Source organism: Streptomyces sp. NBC_01481, from assembly GCF_026339995.1.
Lineage (GTDB): Bacteria > Actinomycetota > Actinomycetes > Streptomycetales > Streptomycetaceae > Streptomyces.
On sequence record NZ_JAPEPT010000003.1, the window covers coordinates 868,795 to 884,948 of the forward strand.

Consider the following 16,154-nt stretch of genomic DNA (forward strand, 5'->3'; position numbering starts at 1 on the left):
TCCCCAGTCGGAGGCAGTGAGTGAGCAGTCAGCCTAGGAGCAGGCTCAGGGATTTGGGGCGCATGGCATGTGCACTCGACCTTTCGTACCCCAATGGAGTGCACCGGCGTCCTTTCAGAGACGCTCAACTGTTTCCACGCGGCACCGATTGCAGGCGTCGAATACGTAGTCGGCGACACGCTCCACCATTGCGTAGTCGAAGGAGTCGTGGTCGGTGGCAATGACCACGGCGTCGGCAGCCGCGACTTGTTCCTCCGTGAGGTCGACGCACAGAATGTCGTCGGGCAGCTGACGAGGGTCGACATGCGGTTCCACGGCGAGGACGTGAGCGCCCATGTGCTGGAGTCCGAGAGCCACCGCGACCGAAGGGGACTCCCGGATGTCGCCGGTGTTCCTCTTGTAAGCGAGCCCGAGGACCAGAACCTGGCTGCCGTTGACCGGCTTACGCCGGGCGTTGAGCCCTCTGGCCACCCGCAGCACCACATGGTCGGGCATATGGCTGTTGATGTCGTTGGCCAATGCCACGAAGCGGAAGTCGTGCCGCAGCCTCTGCTTGACCTGCCACGAGAGGTAGGACGGGTCAATGGGCAGGCAATGTCCGCCGACGCCGGGCCCGGGCAGAAAGCGCATGTAGCCGAAGGGCTTGGTCGACGCGGCGTCGATCACTTCCCAGATGTCGATGCCGAGCGGTTTGCAGAACATCGCCAGCTCGTTGACGAGGGCGATGTTGACATGGCGGAACGTGTTCTCCAGGAGCTTGGTCAGCTCGGCCGTGCGGGGTGAGCTGACCGGGACGGTACGGTCCACGATGTCTTCGTAGAAGAGCTCCACATGTCGCAGGGAGTCCTCGTCCATACCGGAGACGACCTTCGGGGTGTTCTCCAGCCGCCAGGTCGGGTTTCCCGGGTCGATTCTTTCCGGGCTGTATCCGAGGAAGAAGTCCTTGCCCGCCTGAAGCCCGCTGCCCGCCTCCAGGATCGGGCACACCACGTGCTCGGTCGTGCAGGGGTACGTGGTCGACTCCAGGATCACCGTGGCGTTCGGCCGAAGGTGCAGGGCGATTTCCCGCGCGGCGCTCTCCACGAAACTCAGGTCGGGGGCGCCCTCCTTCAGAGGCGTGGGCACCGTGATGACGCAGACATCGAAGTCCGCCGCGTCCGCGTAGTCGGTACTCAGGACATAGCGGCCCGAGTTGAGGGCAGCCAGCAGGCGGGGCGACGTCACGTCCTCGGCGAACGACTCGCCGCCGGCCAGACGCTTGACGCGCATCTCGTCCACATCGAGACCAACGACGTTGCGCCCCGCCTCCACTGCGCGAACGGCAAGTGGAAGGCCCACGTACCCCTGGCCGACCACCACTACCTTCTTTGTTGCCTCCGACATGATCGGACTCCTCTCTGCTGGCCATGCAGAATGTTTCGTTGGGATATGCCCGGTGCTCGCCCGACGCGGCTTTCTGTCCGTCTCCCGAGTGAACACTCGCCAGGCGAATGGGGGCATGTCGGCAGCCAAGGAGTGCGAATGGTCTAAGGGCGGGATTCAATTCATTCTTTTTGCGTCATCCCTGGCTATGGTTTCCGTGCGTTGCTGGGCACTTGCCCCCGGCAACGCCCACCCGCAGACATGGAGTGACGGCGTGATGGAACGTCCGAAATACCTGGTCACCGGAGGAGCCGGCTTCATCGGCTCCCATCTCGTCGATGCACTTCTGGCGCGTGGTGAGCCGGTCGTCGCACTCGACGACATCAGTACGGGAAGCCTGGTGAACCTTGCACGAGCGCGCGAGCAGGGTCACTTCCAGTTCGTCCACGGTTCCGTACTGGATACATCGCTCGTCGACAAGCTGGTCAGTGAATGCGATGTCGTGGTGCATCTGGCGGCGGCCGTAGGTGTGAAACTCATCGTGGAACAGCCACTGAATTCCTTCACCATCAACACCAAGGGCACTGAAACGGTGCTCAGTTCCGCTCACCGCCATGGCCGGAGAGTCATCATTGCCAGCACGTCGGAGATCTACGGCAAGAACTCGTCCGGACCGCTGAGCGAGACATCCGACCGTGTCCTCGGCAGCACCTCCGTCCCCCGGTGGTCCTACAGCACGGCCAAGGCGGTCGATGAGATCCTTGCCGAGCTCTACCGCCGGGAGTACGGACTGCGGTCCACCATCGTGCGGTTCTTCAACACCGTCGGCCCTCGACAGAGCGCCGCCTACGGCATGGTCATCCCGAGATTCGCCCGTCAGGCAGTGAAGGGTGAACCCCTCACCGTCTACGGCACCGGACAGCAGAGCCGCTGCTTCCTCCATGTCGCAGATGTGGTCCAAGCGCTCTTGTTGCTGATCGACCGTCCGGAGGCGGTGGGCCAGACCTTCAACATCGGGAGCGACGAGGAGATCAGCGTTCTGGATCTGGCGCGGCGGATCATCGCGTGCGCCAAGAGCAGTTCGACGGTGCGCCGGCTCTCGTACAGCGAGGTCTACGGACCGGAGTTCGAGGACATGGAGCGCAGGGTCCCCGACACCACGAAACTGAGGAACTTCACCGGCTGGAAGCCGCGTCGGAACCTCGACGACGTTTTGGTCGATGCCGTCGAAGACGCCCGGAGCGACGTGAGGAGGCAGGCACTCGGGGCCGCCGACAGCTCGGCGAAGGGAGGAACAGGCGACCCCAAGAGCCGGACGGCGCTGGTGGGTCCATGTCCGGTCTGAGTCCGTGGCTCGTGTCGGCGGTCGCAGGCGTGGGGGCACTCTTCATCGCCGCCCTGCTGACCGAGCCCCTGCGACGCCTGGCCCTGCGGCGCGGTTACACCGACCGGCCGAGCGCACGCAAAGTCCATGTCCGTCCCACTCCCTATCTCGGCGGCATCGCGGTCGCGATCGCCACGATCGGCTCGGCGTGTGCGGCGACAGCCGTCGTGACGGGGACCGACACCACAGTCCTCGTCCTGCTCGCAAGCGCCTCGCTCATCGCAGTGCTGGGCCTCGGCGACGATCTGCGTCCGCTCAGCATTCGTCTGCGTCTGTGTGTCGAGGCCGCGGCAGCCCTGGCGGTGGTGCTGTGGTGCGGCCATCCCGTTCTCTTCGGTTCATGGTTCGACGTTGTGGTCGCTGTCGGGTGGATCCTCTTCACCACCAACGCGTTCAACCTGCTGGACAACATGGACGGCGTGGTGTCCACCGTGACCACCGTCACCGCGGGATTCCTGTGCTGTGCCGCCCTCTCCGTCGGACTGGCCGGCCTTGCCCCGGTCATGGCTGCCCTCGCCGGAGCCAGCGCGGGCTTCCTCTTCCACAACTGGCATCCCGCGCGGATCTTTCTCGGTGACGCGGGCTCGCTCTTCGTGGGCTTTCTGGTGTCGTCCGCCACGGTGACCCTGCACCGGGACACCGCCGCCCTTTCCGGGTACACCAGCCTGTTGCTCATCACTCTGGTGGTCACCGCGGACACCGGCCTGGTCATGGTCGCCCGCCGCAGGGAGGGCAGGCCTCTGCTGCAGGGCGGCAGGGACCACATCGCCCACCGGCTGCGCAGCCTTGGGCTGACCGTCCGCCAGGTGACCGTTGTCATCGGCGGTTTCGCGGCCATGTCGTGTCTGACGGCGGTGCTCGTCATGTTCAGGGTGTTCCCGCAGAGCGCGGTGCTGGCCGCGGTGGTCGTGGTGACCGCGGTGACCGCGCTGGCGTGGGGTCTGCTGCTGAGAGTCCCTGTGTACACGTAGAGGGCGCGGACAGAGGTGAGGGGAGCCCCGGCGCATCGCCGGGGCTCCCCTCAGTGCTGTGGTCAGCCCACTTCCACCGTGAGGCGCTCGGCAGGTACCGCCCCCTCGTACTCGGGCAGGGTACGGAACCAGCGCACGGTCTCGGCCAGCCCCTGCTCCAGCGGCACTTGGGCGACATCCGGGAAGAGTTCGCGCAGGAGGCCGCCCGAGGCCTGGGAGTGACGGACGTCTCCCGGCCTCGCCGCCTCGTGCCGGATGTCGGGCGGAGACCCGATGATGTCCGCGAGCTGCCGGGTCAGGTCGATGACCGGCACCCGCGTACCGAAGGCCAGGTTGACCGGACCGGGGCAGGTGACCTTGCGCAAGACAGCGTCGGCCAGCACCCTGACGACGGTTCCGATGTAGGTGAAGTCCCGCGTCTGCAGTCCGTCGCCGAAGATTCTCACCGGCGTGCCGCGCAGCAGGGCATCGATGAAGGCCGGTACGACGGCGGCGTAGGCGTGGCCCGCCGCCTGCAACGGCCCGTAGACATTGAAGAACCGGAACGCCAGGACCGGGAGGCCGAAAGAAGCCCCGTAGGCAAGGACGTACGACTCGGTGGCGAGCTTGCTCGCGGCGTAGGGGCTCATGGGCCGCGTGGGCAGCTCCTCGTGCTTGGGAAGCACAGGGACGGCTCCATAGACCGAGGAGGACGAGGCGGCGACCACGGGGACGCGATGGCGTCGGCAGGCCTCGAGGACGTACACCGTCCCGTTCGCGTTGACGTTGTGACTGGCGACGGGGTCCGCCAGAGACCGCGGTACGGACGGGCGGGCAGCAAGGTGAACGACAGCATCCACTCCCGACACGATGTCGTCGAGGAGTTCGGGGTCGAGAATGCTGCCCTCGATCAGCTCCGCGTCGACTCCCGCCAGGTTGGCTGCGAATCCTGTGCTCAGGTCATCCAGAGCGAGGACCTTGCTCACGGTCGGACGTGATGCGAGCTCTCGGCAGAGGTTGGCACCGATGAATCCGGCACCTCCGGTGACTAGGACGTTCACAGTGCTGACCTTTCGAACGGGGATGTGGTCCACCAGCCGCGGGCAACCGCGATGGAGGTGTAGAGAGCCTGCGTGTCGGCCACCAGACGTTCCGCGCCGAAGTGCTGGGTGGTGAACGTTTGTGCCCGTGCCCCCATCTCCTGGCGCAGTTGTCCGTCGCGCAGAAGCGTCACCGTGTGCCGGGCGAGTTCGGTGGACGACGGCTGTGCCAGGAGTCCCGTCGTGCCGTCCTGCACGACCTCCGCGACGCTGCCGACGTTCGTGGCCACCACGGGCAGCCCCGCCAGCCCGGCCTCGATCAGGCTGACGGGCATGCCTTCGTTGTCCGAGGTGAGCAACACCAGGTCGGCGGCCGCGTAGACGGTCTCCACATCGGCGCGCCAGCCCAGCCGGTGGAGCGAGTCACCGAGATCGGCAACCGCCTCCGGATCCGGCTCGAAGTCACCTTCTCCGCACACCACGAAATGCGCTGCGGGAACGGCGCGTCGTACTTCGCGGGCCACGGCCAGAAAGCGATCGGGCCGCTTGATGCCGGTAATTCGCCCTACGTAGGCGACCACGGGGCAGTCCTGCGGGAGACCGAGCAGTCGCCGGGCTTCGGCTGGCTCTGGTGCGGTTGCAAGCCTGGTGCCGGGCGGCGTGACCGTGTATTGGCTCGCCTTTCCAATGCCGGCGGCGACGAGGTCGTCCCGCACCCGACTGCCCACGGCGACCAACCGATCAGTGAGGGCTGCCAGACTGCGCTCGGTCTGCACCAGGACCCGAGTCTTTGCCGGAGAGAAATAACCATGCAGGAGATGGCCGTGAAAGGTGTGCACCCTTGAGGGGACACGCGCCAGAACGGCAGCCGCCCGCCCCAGCGCGCCCGCCTTCGCAGTGTGCGTGTGGACGATATGGGGCCGGAATCGACGCATGGCTCTGGCCAGTTCGACAACGCAGCGCACGTCGTCGGTAGGCCGCACGGACCGTCCCAGCCATTCGAGCCGATGGACCGGCAGGTCGGCCGCTCGCTGATCCAGATAGTCCGCCTCACCCGAACCCACCTGACCGGTGATCAGAAGATGGTCGAATCGGTCGGGATCCAGGCCTCGCATGAGGGCCGAGACCTGAACTGCCGGACCACCGACGTTCATTCGCGTGATGACTCTCATCACGCGCAGGCGTGGAATGCCGGAACCCGTGCTTCGGTGCGTGGTGGTCGACATGTGCCCGATATTAAGCCGAGCGCAGTCCGGTATCCGGCAAGGGCGCGAATTGTGTTTCCGTCGCTTTGGGTAAACCTCTCGGAAATATTTCGACAGGCCAAGGAGTTCGCTGGAAGCCCGCTATTCGGTCGATTCTCGTCTCCGTCGCCGCAGCGTCGCTCGCCCTTCTCGACTGGCGTCTGATATACCGCGTCAGTACGCGCGTTTCTCCTCGGGTCGAGCGCAAGGGGGTGGCGCCGGCGCCTGCGGTACATGCCCGCAGCAGCGGGCTCTTCTCGCTGGCCCCTCGCCCGCGCTGGTTCCGAACGGCCAGGCGCGGGCGGCGCCCGCCGTTTCCGGTGGAGGTGTTATCGGCGCCCCAGCAGTTTCCGGTAAAGGCTGATGTGCCGCTCCACCATGGTGTCCGCACTCAGGTGCTCAAGAGCCCATACCCGGGCGGCCTTGCCCAGTCGTGCGGCGGCGGTGTGATCCGTGAGCAGCCAGTGCAGGCCCTCCGCCAGAGCTTCGGCGTCAGCCGGCGGTACCAGTACCCCACGGTCGCGCAGCAGTTCAGGTGTTCCACCGACGGCGGTGGCCACCACCGGCCGGCCGACCGCCATGGCCTCCATGACCGCGTTGCTCAAGCCCTCCTCCAGGGAAGGCAGTACGACGACGTCCGCGCGGGCGAGGAATGCGGCCACATCAGTGCGATGGCCCAGAAAGCGTACGTCGATGCCCAGCCGCTCCGCCTGTTGTTCCAGATCAGGCCGCTGCGGACCCTCGCCGATCAAGACGAGTGTGCAGCGCTGCCCCCGCTGCTGCAACCGGCAGACGGCGTCCAGCAGATACTGGTGGCCCTTGTACGTACGCAGGTTGGCGACGCACAGCACCACGGGCAGGTCTGTGGTCAGGTGAGCCGGTGCGACCGCCCGGAAATCCTGCGCCTCCATGCCGTTGTAAATGACGGCGATCTTGTCCTGCGGCAGACCTTCCTGACGCAGGGCGTCCTCGGCGACGGCATGCGCATTCGCCACAACGAAGTCGGTCATACCAGTGGCCACCCGCTCCACGGCCAGCTGCACGCGGCGCCCCTCCTTGAACGTGCCCAGACTGCGCCGCCCGGCCACGCACACGGGAACACGCGCCAGGCGGGCCGCGGGAGCTGCCGCGATGTAGCAGTGGAACAAGTAGGCGTGCAGGACTTGTGGTCGCGCGCGGCGCAGGTGAGCCACGAGCCGCGCGTATGCCTTCACGTCGGCGATGGTGCCCTTCACGGCGCCCTCGAGATCGACCCACGGCCGGGAGATTCCCCGGCATCCGAGGCCGATCACCTTCACACCGGAACCGGACAGCTCTGCGATACGCGGTCCTCGGTCGGAGAGCAGGAACAACGTGGTCTCAATGCCCCGGGCCACGAGGCCGCGGGCCAGCATCGCCACCTGCTTCTCCGCACCTCCTAGTCCCAATTGACCGATCATCAGGCACACCCGGGACAGCTCGACCTCGTCGGCGGTGCTCCCGGGGATCGGTACGGCGCCGGTCTCGCGGCATCCAGTCACTGGTATCAGCTCCATCCAGCCGGCAGTTCGTCACGGCAGTAGCGTGCTTTCCTTGTGGTTCAGGCTCTCAGTACCATTTGCGTCGATATCCATCGCGACGCACGGTCGTCCGGGTGATGGGCCGCCGATGGCAGTCAGCAGACCGAGGGCGGGTGGCTACCCGGGCGGCAGGGACGCCGCGGCATGCTTGCCCGGCACGCATCGACGAGCTGTGGCGATGAGTGTGAGCAGGTCCGCGGTCACAGGGAGAAGGTTCCTGGCCCGGATGCCTGTCACCCTGGTGAACAGGCGCGTCTGGAAGGCGGCCAAGAGTACGTAGGCCAGCGACGAGGCCAGTGCGCAGCCGACAGCGCCCCACACAGGAATCAGCAGCAGGTTCAGAACGATGTTCACCACCAGGGCGATCACGGACGGCACGACGACGAGCTTCGCCCGGCGCAACCGCAGCAGGTAGGCGCTCGGGAGCCGGGTTGCGCCCAGCGCCATCACTCCGGGCGCCAGCAGCATCACGAGCGGTACCGCATCCGCGTACGCCGCGCCGTATACGACGGAGACCAGCACTGGTGCGGACAGCGTCAGCACCAGCGCCGAGGCCAGTGCCAGCAGAACCGCGTACCGGGTGATCCGTACGGTGACATCAGCGGATTCGGTGTCGCTGGCGGTGAACTGTCGTTTGAGCATCACCTGCGAGACGACATCCGCCAGCAACCGGCTGTACCCGGCCAGGCCGACAGCCAGTGAATAGATGCCCACCTCCCGCGCGCCGGCGAAGGCGCTGAGCAAGTAGATGTCCGCGTTCATCAGAAGGAACACCGATGCGGGCCCGAGGTGGTACCGGGCGCCGGTGACCACCGTCGTGCGCGCCAGTTCCAGGTCCCGGCGGCGCCCCGCAGTCACCCCGAAGGCGGTGAACACCACCAGCGGGGCAGCCCCAGTGGCCACCCAGACGAGCAGCCCCGTCACTACGTTCAACCGCTCACCGGCCGCCAGGACGGCCACAGCGGCACATTGGCCGATCGCGGCGGTCAGCATCGACCAGTTCGCCACCTGGACGCGGCCCTGCAACAGCGCGATGTTGCTGGCGTAGTTCGACGCGATGCCGAGAGGAACGCTCAGGCAGGACACCATCACCAGGTACCCACCCGGCAGGTCCAGGGTTTCGGGTCCGATCACGGTCACAAGGGCTGTCCCCGCCAGCCCGCTGAGCGTCCCGAGCACGAGGGCGAGCGGCACGCAGTTGCCGGCGAGTTCCTCGCGGCGCCCGGCGTCCGTCCACAGCGCACTCTGCGCCTGCTCGCCGGACAGGTGCCCCAGCATGGTGGCGGTCGTGGCGACGGTGACCGCCATGTAGTAGATCCCGCGGCCCTCCGGCTCCAGCGACCGGGCGATGACTGCGCTGGTGAGCACGGACAGGACCAGGCACGCGGCCCGGCTGCCCAGTATGCTGAGCACTTGTCGCGCGGTGTCAGCCACAGTTTCCCTGGGCGGCGGGTTCGGGAGCGGCACTCGAGGTGTCGCAGGAGGACTCGGCGCAGGTGCGGTGCCACAGTTCGAACTGCAGTAGCGACCACAGCCGAGTGGAGCGGTCGCGTCCCTCCACATGGTCCTGCAGCAGTTGTCGCACGACCTCGGGCCGGAACAGTCCGCGAGAGCGAGCGGTGTGGTCGGTGAGCAGATCGAAGGCAAGTGGCCGCAGTTCGCAGCGCAACCAGTCCGCCATCGGCACGCCGAAGCCGGCCTTGGGCCGGGAGATCAGCTCAGGCGGCAGCCACGGAGTCATTGCCTTCTTCAGCAGTGCCTTGGTGACCCGGCCGTCGACCTTCCACCGGCCGGGCAGACCCGCGGCCCACTCCATCAGATGGTGGTCCAGGAACGGAGAACGGGCCTCGAGCGAATTGGCCATGGTGGTGATGTCCACCTTCACCAGCAAGTCGCCCGGCAAGTAGGTGTTGACGTCGACGTCCATCAGCCGGTTGACGTCCTCGTCAGCAGGGCTGGCGTCGAACACCTGGCTGATCAGCTCGTTGCTGTCGACGCCGACCACCTGCTCGTGCATCGCCCGGGTGTACAGAGCGTCCTTGGCCTCGCCGGTGAAGTGGGACATGAGAGTGGCATATCGGTGCTGGGGTGTCTCACTCAGCAGCCGCAACCCTCTGCCGACCCTCTGCAGTTGGGGTGTGGCAGTTCGCTGCATCAGCGCCGAACCGATACCGGTGAGCATGCTCCGCAGAGGTTTCGGCGGCTGCATACGCCCCACTCTGTTCATGTACGCATAGCGCCGGTAACCTCCGAAGCTTTCGTCCCCACCGTCGCCGTTGAGCACCACCGTCACGTGTCGGCGGCTCAATTCGGCCACGAAGAAAGAGGGGATGGCCGAGGAGTCGGCGAACGGTTCGTCGAAATGCCGCGTCACCGTGGGCAGAACTTCCAGCGCGGACGAACCCGCCACCACGAACTCATGGTGGTCGGTTCCGTAGCGGCGAGCCACGGTCGCCGCGTACGACCGTTCGTCGAAACGCTGGTCGTCGAATCCGATGCAGAACGTTTTCACGGGCCGGTCACTGAGCCTGGCCATTGCGGCCACCACCGCGGAGGAGTCGATGCCGCCGGAAAGAAACGCCCCCAGCGGACGCTCGCTGACCATCCGGACCCGCGTTGCATCCAGCAGCAATTCCCTTGCCTGCTGTGCCGCATCCTGCTCGCAGCCCACCGGCCGGGGCGTGAAGTCCAGCTTCCAGTAGCGCTTCAGGCTCACCTCCCCGTCCTGCCAGATCAGCAGGTGTCCGGGGGACAGCTTCCGGACTCCGTTGTAGATGGACCAGGGTGCCGGCACGTACTGGTAGGTCAGATAGTGATGCAGAGCCACCGGGTCCACCTCACGGGACACCGCTGGATCGGCCATGAGGGCCTTCAGCTCCGACGCGAACGCCAGTGAGGTCCCGGACTGCCGGTAGTACAGCGGCTTCTTGCCCACCCGGTCCCGTGCCATCAGCAGCCGGCGCCGTGCCGCGTCCCAGATCGCGAAGGCGAACATCCCCCGCAGATGCTCGACCAGGTCCTCGCCGTGTTCCTCGTACAGGTGGACGAGTACCTCGGTGTCGCCGTCGGTGGCGAATCGGTGCCCGCGCGCGATCAGTTGCTCGCGCAGCTCGACGAAGTTGTAGATCTCTCCGTTGAAGATCGCCGCGACCGTGCGGTCCTCGTTGTAAACGGGCTGGCCTCCGCCGACCACGTCGATGATGGCGAGTCGCCGCATCCCTAGCGCTGCGTTGGCGTCGGTGTGGTAGCCCTCTCCGTCGGGCCCCCGATGGGTGATGAGGCGGCACATCGCCCGCACCTGTTCGGGATCGGGAGGGCTGGTGGACACGATTCCAGCTACACCGCACATAAACGCTCCCACCGCAGGCCGACCGCCAAAGCATGCCGATACCTACCACATATATGTGGGTATTTCGTCGGGCCTCGCCCGCGCAACGGCAGCTCTTCCCTCTTCGGGAACCGCGCCGTGTGCTCTGATCCGGTGACCTCCTCTGTGCGGCGCCGCCAATTTCGCCGTCGGGTCCTGGCGGAGGGATATGGTCGCGGAGCCCCATCGGGGCGTTCCGGGGCCCGTGGTCGAGTTCTCGCCCATCTGCTGGCCGCGCATCGTCAACATGTCGGCACTCCAAAGGGTTCGCGATGGGCGCTGGCACCGAGCATAATCAGATGTGATCTGAATGCGCGAGCTTGCAGAGCTCATTCCGCGGAGGCTCCGAACATCTGGCGAACCATGAGTGTTTCACTTCTCCCCGGGCGACGCGCATGTACAGTGCGGAACTATGAGCATCTCCCTGGCGCCGAAAAGCCTCACGCATCAGCATCTACTGGCTTCGGTAAATACGGAGCTATCCAGTACAGCCGGGCGGGATAGTCTTCGGGTACTAGACGTGGGATGCGGCGAGGGGGACCTCGTGGCGTTTCTCCAGGCTGGACTGACCGACCTCAATCCTGGAGTCGCCGTCGAGGTGCACGGGTTCGATGTTATTGACACATTGTCAAATCGTCCTGATTTCCCGAAGTCGACTGTGGATCGGCTGGAATCCTTGCTGCCGGGCGAGCCATGGGCCGATCGTATTCAATCCGTATCCCAGCACGAGGCGTGGCCATACCCGGACGGAAGTTTCGACATCGTGGTGTCAAACCAGGTATTGGAGCATGTCGTCAGGCTTCGCCCGTTTCTCGCTCAACTCAGCCGTGTACTTGTGCCGGGCGGGCGCTCGATGCACGTCTTTCCGCTGCGGAACGCACTATGCGACGGCCACGTCCTCATGCCGCTGATTCACCGCGTTCGTGGTCATGAGCAACGTGCGGCAATGGCGCGTATGTGGAGGTGGTTGAAGGTGGGAAACAACAGGACCGGGGACATCAGGGAAACCGCCGAACGTATCTCGACCTATTTGCATCTGGGTACGACATACCGATATTTTGAGGAATTCTCAGAGGAGTCGAAGCGTGCGGACCTGAAGCTTTCATACCGGTACACGCAGGAGCTTTACCAGCAGAAGATCGCTTCCGTGCTCGGTCGTAGGGGATTGGAATCCTACTGCCGTTCCAGGCGGGCCGTAATCGACTGGATCGCCTTTTGTGTCCTTCGTCATGTATCGTCAATTACACTAGTATTCGAAAAGTAGCGGTCTGCGGGTTGGGACCTATGGTCAAGTGAGCGGCCTCCAATTGCGCGTCCCGGTTGCGGCGGTCGGTCTGCCGTGGCTCAACCGCTCCCGGGTGTGGTTGCTGCCCGCACTGCCGTGCGCTGTCGCGGTCCTGGAAACCCGGCCGTGAGGCGCCTTTCACAAGGTGGTCATCGTGCTGACGAGCCTGGCCGTCACCATGGCTCTCACAGAGGCGTGCCATGGTGGCCACCAACGTGCAGGAGTCGATGTCGCCCGACAGGAAGGCACCCCAGCGGACGCTCGCTCATCATGCGGACCCGGGTGGTGTCCAGCATTCCCTTGCCTGCTCTGCCGTCTTCCGCTCGCAGCCCATCGTCCGGGGTGTGAAGTCCAGTTTCCAGTACCGTCGCAGGCTCACCTCCCCGTCCTGCCAGACGAGCAGGTGGCCGGGGGCCGCTTGTGTACTCCGCGGTAGATCGACCAGGGTGCGGGCACGTACTGGTAGGTCAGACAGTGATGCAGAGCCGCCGGGTCTACCTCACGGGACACCGCCGGATCGGCCATCAGAGCCTTCAGCTCCGACGCGAACGCCAGTGAGGTCCCGGACTGCCGCTGTACTACCGGGTCTTCGCGGTTGAGCGGTGCGTCTCGTTTGTGGCCTGAGGTGGTGTCACGGTCCGCCTGGCCTGGCTCTCGACCACCCCGCTGACCTGGCGGAAGAACATCCGTCACGTCGCGATCGACATGTCGTCCACCTACCGGGCCGCGATCCGCACGGGACCGCCCGACGCCGTCATCGTGGTCGATCACTTCCACGTCGTGCAGCTGGCGAACAAGATGCTGTCACGGAGCGCAGGCGCACCACCGCCGAGGTCCGCGGCCGGCGCGGACGGGCCACGGACCCGGAGTGGAAGGCCAGGCGTCGGCTGCTCCGCAACCGCGAGGACCTGAGCGATGAGCAGTTCGCGAAGATGTGGAACCCGCTGCTGGCCGAGGGGAGGGTCGGCCAGACCCTGCTGACCGCGTGGATCGCCAGGGAGTCCCTGCGCAACATCCTCGCCCTCGCCCTCACCGGTGCGAGCCGACATCAAGTCGGCCACGCCCGCTGGAAGTTCCTCAGCTGGTGCGCAGACAGCGACATCCCCGAAGTGCGCCGCCTCGCCGTCACCGTCGACCGCTGGTGGACCGAGATCGCCGTGTTCATCGACACCGGGTACAGCAACGCCCGGAGCGAGGGCATCAACCGCGTGATCAAGCTCGTCGCCCGCAACGCGTTCGGGTTCAGCAATGCCGACAACCGGCGCCCTCGGACACGCTGCGTCACCACCCGCCGAGCCCGCGGGCACCTCCGCACCGCTCAACTATGAAGACCCACCTGCCCACAAGCAGAAAGCTCGAACCTGAACGCGCAGAAAGGGTCCGTCAGCAAGCTGACGGACCCTCATGCAAGATCGAGGTTCGGGGCCCGCGCAAAGACTACTCTCAAGGCCCGATTGTCTCGCCCATGCATCAAACTCTCTTCAGATATTCGATGCACCTGACGACAATCACCAGCCCACTGGAGCGAACCAGTCAAATTACAGCGGAACCAGGAGTGTGTAGCGCCGAAGGCCCAGCGCTACCCGAATTTCACGTACTTGTATACGTGCCCCACAGACCCGGGCTCGATGCTGCTCTGGACCTCGCCCCTGCAACCGCTGAACTGATACGAACGTACCATCCGGCTGGTGTAGTTCGACGCATAGAACGGCGGGCTGTCCCCTCGCAGAGAGTAGCAGCGACCCGACTCCGGGGAAGACAGCACTCCGTCCTGCGCACCCAGTCCGGAGGTGCTCCAATAGAAGTCTCCGTCAGCCGCATGCGCGGATACCGGCAGCGCAAGCAGAGCGGCCGCCAGCAGTCCCGGACCGGCCGCTCGCGCGACCTTCGCACCAATCATTTCCACAGGCTCCAATCTTTTCAAGTGTTTTTTGTGCGCATCACTGGGTGGTAAAACATCGAATTGAGAATCCAGTTTCCGATGCGCACCTTGGTCTCCACGCTGATGTGTACGCTTGTACCGTAGACAGGTACCCCGGAAATCTCTTTGGGGCACTGATTTAGGTCATTGCAGAGCTGGTGGTAGAGATCCAGGTAATGCACTCCTGGATACTTCTTGCTGAACTCCAGGAGAATTCCGGACAGCAGGACCGCCACCGTGTTCGGCGTATGCGCAAATGTCGACCCGAAGACATAGACTGGCGTTCCCCTATTGGAGAGGATCCGGATGGCTCGGTCAAGATTGGTGACGAACCTCCGCCGGGCCTCGTCATCGCGAATCGTCACTCGCTTCCCGCCCGGATCGATCTGCTGCTCGCCCGCATCCCACTGGATGCTCATCAAAACCGCATCCGGACGCACCTTGTCCATCAGGGCAGGCCACTCGACCTCCCAGTTCGGGCAAGTCTTCGGGATCGGAAGCGGTTTACGGATCCCGCACGCGAGCACTGCGGCGTTCTTGGCCTGCCCCTTTTTGCCGAGAGCGGAAGCGATGCCGTCACCCGCGTCACGTCCCCAGGAATCTCCGACGACCAGTACCTTCTTCCCTTCCGCACCCGGCAGCAGGGCAGGGTCCCCCCACGGAGGGATGCTGGTGTTACGCAAATTCGGTGACGTTTCAGGGAACGAGCACGGAGCGGCGTAGCAGGGAATTTCCGAGAGCATGGGCTTAGATTCTCGAACCAGTCCAGGGCTCCCACCCCACCACCCTGCCATGCTGGCCGCCAAGCACAGGGATAGACCTTTCAGCATGTGACATGCAGGCATTGTCACCAGTCCCTCCGAAGGAAGTCAGCACGCAATTCGTCGTGAGGCCCCGGGCCCCGGATCACCTCGGAGCGTACCGACAGGACTGCTGAGCAACCACCCGACTCGACGCACCAGTACGAATTTTCACCGGATTGGTCCAAGCTGGCCGGACGGCTACCTCCGGATGACGCATTCATGGGCGCGCCAGAACTCGGCGTTGGCTACCGGCAGCTAATCTCCTGATCGACAATCAACTTGCGCTCGGCCGACGGGCGGGATGTCGGCCTGCTCGATTGTAGAACCTCAGTCAAATTACAGACCTTCGTACGCAGACTCCGCAAGCGCGTCCGACGACGACGGAATCCCGGGAATCAAGGTGGGTAGCCATGGCGCGAGGAAGAATTCTCTGGCTCTGCGTCGCCGGAGTGATCAGCGTGCTGGCATGCGGTTGCACTTCACCACATGTGGAGAAGAACACCGCACACTCCGAAGCAGCCCCTGCCAAAGCCGGTGAACCACACTATGGGGCAGCCGTTCCCCCTCTCGGCTCCCCTTCTCTCTCACCCGCGGTGTCCGGGAAGACCGTGCTGGTGGTGGGGGACTCCTGGTCCGCCAGCATCGGCCAGGGCATGAGTGAAGTCGCGGCCTCTCACAACACCATCGTAAACGCGGGACTCGGCGGCTGCGGAATCCTGCTGCCCATGGGCAAGGAAACACCGGAGACATGTCGCAAGTGGCCCACCCAATGGCCCTCCTATCTGCAGAAGTACAAGCCCGATGCCGCCCTGCTAAATGTCGGCTTCTGGGACGTCACCCCGCAGCGGCTGGCAGCCAACGCAGAGCCCCGCGACCTCACCTCGCCGGCCCACGAGACGGCCTTCCGGGACCGGCTGAACCAGGCAATCTCCATTCTGACCAGCCGGAACACCCCGTTGTACCTGATGACTTCGCAGCAGGTCAGCCACCCAAAGTACCGATCCTCCGCCCTGGTGATGAACCGAATCCTCCGGGAGGCCTCAGCAGAACATCCCGGTGTGCGACTGCTGGATCTGCGCGGCCAGCTGTGCAATGACGATGGGTGTCCTGAAGTCCTCTCAGGGACACAGGTCTACGACCCCACTGACCACCCCACCAAGCCTGCCCGCGCACGCCTGGCCATCTGGGCTCTGAACGCGATGTTCACCAGGAGCGGTGCCTGAGGTGTCGCTGGCTATC

The 16,154-nt window shown here is 65.1% G+C and carries 12 protein-coding genes and 1 pseudogene; 6 read left to right on the plus strand and 7 right to left on the minus strand.

Translation table 11 applies throughout. The features are described from left to right. Window positions 1-114: 114 nt before the first annotated feature. Entirely contained in the window at window positions 115-1,383 is a 1,269-nt protein-coding gene (locus tag OOK40_RS20490; RefSeq protein ID WP_266483707.1) for a nucleotide sugar dehydrogenase, read from the minus strand. A gap of 115 nt (window positions 1,384-1,498) precedes the next feature. Here OOK40_RS20490 and OOK40_RS20495 point away from each other — a divergent pair, with 115 nt between their 5' ends. Both OOK40_RS20495 and OOK40_RS20500 read left to right on the plus strand, forming a co-directional pair. Then, window positions 1,499-2,707, plus strand: coding sequence for an NAD(P)-dependent oxidoreductase (locus OOK40_RS20495; RefSeq protein ID WP_266483711.1), 1,209 nt, complete (start codon window positions 1,499-1,501; stop codon window positions 2,705-2,707). Beyond that, complete coding sequence (locus OOK40_RS20500) at window positions 2,695-3,717, plus strand: MraY family glycosyltransferase (RefSeq protein ID WP_266483714.1); 1,023 nt, start codon at window positions 2,695-2,697, stop codon at window positions 3,715-3,717. Before OOK40_RS20495 ends, OOK40_RS20500 begins: the two co-directional genes overlap by 13 nt. 62 nt (window positions 3,718-3,779) lie before the next feature. On the opposite strand, the gene OOK40_RS20505 is transcribed toward OOK40_RS20500, so the two are convergent. From OOK40_RS20505 to asnB, 5 genes are all read right to left on the minus strand, one after another. Beyond that, window positions 3,780-4,790, minus strand: coding sequence for an NAD-dependent epimerase/dehydratase family protein (locus OOK40_RS20505; RefSeq protein WP_323136080.1), 1,011 nt, complete (start codon window positions 4,788-4,790; stop codon window positions 3,780-3,782). Continuing rightward, on the minus strand, window positions 4,754-5,962 hold the full coding sequence (locus tag OOK40_RS20510) for a glycosyltransferase (RefSeq protein WP_266483720.1): 1,209 nt from the start codon (window positions 5,960-5,962) through the stop codon (window positions 4,754-4,756). The genes OOK40_RS20505 and OOK40_RS20510 overlap by 37 nt, the downstream gene beginning before the upstream one ends. 347 nt (window positions 5,963-6,309) lie before the next feature. Continuing rightward, window positions 6,310-7,500 (minus strand): glycosyltransferase, encoded by a 1,191-nt coding sequence (locus OOK40_RS20515; protein ID WP_266483724.1) that lies wholly within the window; start codon window positions 7,498-7,500, stop codon window positions 6,310-6,312. Between the two features lie 156 nt (window positions 7,501-7,656). After that, entirely contained in the window at window positions 7,657-8,952 is a 1,296-nt protein-coding gene (locus OOK40_RS20520) for a lipopolysaccharide biosynthesis protein (protein ID WP_266483729.1), read from the minus strand. 13 nt (window positions 8,953-8,965) lie between these two features. After that, the gene (asnB, locus tag OOK40_RS20525) at window positions 8,966-10,888 is read right to left on the minus strand and encodes an asparagine synthase (glutamine-hydrolyzing) (RefSeq protein WP_266483734.1); all 1,923 of its coding nucleotides are present in this window, start codon (window positions 10,886-10,888) and stop codon (window positions 8,966-8,968) included. A 430-nt stretch (window positions 10,889-11,318) separates the two neighbouring features. Between asnB and OOK40_RS20530 the strand changes: the two genes are divergently transcribed. From OOK40_RS20530 to OOK40_RS20535, 3 genes and pseudogenes are all read left to right on the plus strand, one after another. Further along, window positions 11,319-12,170 carry a class I SAM-dependent methyltransferase gene (locus OOK40_RS20530; RefSeq protein WP_266483737.1) on the plus strand — a complete coding sequence of 284 codons (852 nt, stop codon included), beginning with the start codon at window positions 11,319-11,321 and terminating at the stop codon, window positions 12,168-12,170. Window positions 12,171-12,833: 663 nt separating this feature from the next. Next, entirely contained in the window at window positions 12,834-13,103 is a 270-nt protein-coding gene (locus tag OOK40_RS35445) for a transposase (protein WP_353961857.1), read from the plus strand. Continuing rightward, window positions 13,001-13,519, plus strand: a pseudogene (locus tag OOK40_RS20535) (transposase); the annotation flags it as partial. The gene OOK40_RS35445 and the pseudogene OOK40_RS20535, both read left to right, overlap by 103 nt. Before the next feature lie 592 nt (window positions 13,520-14,111). Here OOK40_RS20535 and OOK40_RS20540 read toward each other — a convergent pair. Next, a complete protein-coding gene (locus OOK40_RS20540; protein ID WP_266483744.1) occupies window positions 14,112-14,855 on the minus strand; it encodes an SGNH hydrolase domain-containing protein in 744 nt (247 codons plus the stop codon). 470 nt (window positions 14,856-15,325) lie between these two features. Here OOK40_RS20540 and OOK40_RS20545 point away from each other — a divergent pair, with 470 nt between their 5' ends. Next, window positions 15,326-16,138, plus strand: coding sequence for an SGNH hydrolase domain-containing protein (locus tag OOK40_RS20545; protein WP_266483747.1), 813 nt, complete (start codon window positions 15,326-15,328; stop codon window positions 16,136-16,138). Window positions 16,139-16,154: the final 16 nt, after the last annotated feature.

Bases quoted from the DNA above. Each gene is read 5' to 3' on its own strand.
- OOK40_RS20530 (WP_266483737.1), top strand. From the start codon at position 11,319: ATGAGCATCTCCCTGGCGCCGAAAAGCCTCACGCATCAGCATCTACTG.
- OOK40_RS20490 (WP_266483707.1), bottom strand. From the start codon at position 1,383: ATGTCGGAGGCAACAAAGAAGGTAGTGGTGGTCGGCCAGGGGTACGTG.
- OOK40_RS20540 (WP_266483744.1), bottom strand. From the start codon at position 14,855: ATGCTCTCGGAAATTCCCTGCTACGCCGCTCCGTGCTCGTTCCCTGAA.
- OOK40_RS20510 (WP_266483720.1), bottom strand. From the start codon at position 5,962: ATGTCGACCACCACGCACCGAAGCACGGGTTCCGGCATTCCACGCCTG.
- OOK40_RS20500 (WP_266483714.1), top strand. From the start codon at position 2,695: ATGTCCGGTCTGAGTCCGTGGCTCGTGTCGGCGGTCGCAGGCGTGGGG.
- asnB (WP_266483734.1), bottom strand. From the start codon at position 10,888: ATGTGCGGTGTAGCTGGAATCGTGTCCACCAGCCCTCCCGATCCCGAA.
- OOK40_RS20495 (WP_266483711.1), top strand. From the start codon at position 1,499: ATGTCGGCAGCCAAGGAGTGCGAATGGTCTAAGGGCGGGATTCAATTC.
- OOK40_RS20545 (WP_266483747.1), top strand. From the start codon at position 15,326: ATGGCGCGAGGAAGAATTCTCTGGCTCTGCGTCGCCGGAGTGATCAGC.